Here is a 997-nt window from a genome sequence, read left to right on the forward strand (position 1 = left end):
TGTTCTCGATGCCGTAGGTCAGGCCGCCGATATTGGGGGCAACCTTGTGTGCTCCGGAAGTGATGACATTGCTGGTCAGCAGGGTGAACTGGCCTGTCTTTTCGCCATCCACCACATCGCCGCCGAGGAAGTTGACCCCGGCATTGTTGTCCAGAAACGCGTTATCCTCGATCAGGCCACCGCCCCGGATCTGCGCTCCGAAAGAGGAGGCCTGCATGGAGATGTTATCGCGGAAGGTAACGCCGAGGTTGTTATAGCTGAGATAGACATTCTGACTGTACTGACTGGGCGCCTGACCGCCCTCGGTCGAGGCGTCCTCACGATAGTCATCTGCCCAGCCATTATGATCGAAGAGGTTGTTTTCAATCAGAACATCTTGGCCGCCGCTCATAAAAATTCCTTGCGTCCGGTCAGTGTGGGCCCACCACGTTGATCGATCTTCAGGAGCTTCTTCGTAACGTATGTCCCAGATGTCGCTGTCGCGCAGCGTAAAGCCGTCGACATTCTGAATGTTCATCAGCCCCTCGCCGGTCAGGGTGATGTCTTCCAGAAGGATATTGCTGCCCTCGAGGATCTGTACGCCTGCAGTGAAGTGAATGTCCGAAACCACAACGTTACTGCTGGGGTCCTGATACATCCGCGGCAGTTCGTCTATAACGGGCTGTGTTCCCTCGCCGAAGGCCGTAATATGGATCGGATGCAGTTCATCTTCACCCTGCATGTTACGAATGAACAGCCGACCTCCAACATCACTATACTCATATCCGCGCTCCATCAGGAGCCAGTTAGAGTTAACTTCTTTCCCATGCTGCATCTCAATCCAGACATCAGTGCCGGTCCACTTGCTCAGTGCCATTTCCGGTGATCCGCCGTATTCCGGGTGATTGATGATCCACTCATTGGTAATCACAGATTTGTCGACACCTTCGAGAGCCGCAATATCGGCTCTGTTAAGGGCGTTATCCCGGCCCGAGATGTGAAGCGCCTGGTGGTTTTC

1 protein-coding gene is annotated in these 997 nt (G+C 54.3%); it reads right to left on the reverse strand.

The genetic code is table 11. The annotated features are described in order from the left end of the window. Positions 1–856: right-handed parallel beta-helix repeat-containing protein (locus tag Q1A34_RS21915; RefSeq protein WP_300039640.1), on the reverse strand; the 856-nt coding region annotated here is incomplete at its 3' end. Positions 857–997 lie beyond the last annotated feature (141 nt).

It is taken from the genome of uncultured Roseobacter sp., assembly GCF_947491795.1.
GTDB lineage: Bacteria > Pseudomonadota > Alphaproteobacteria > Rhodobacterales > Rhodobacteraceae > Roseobacter.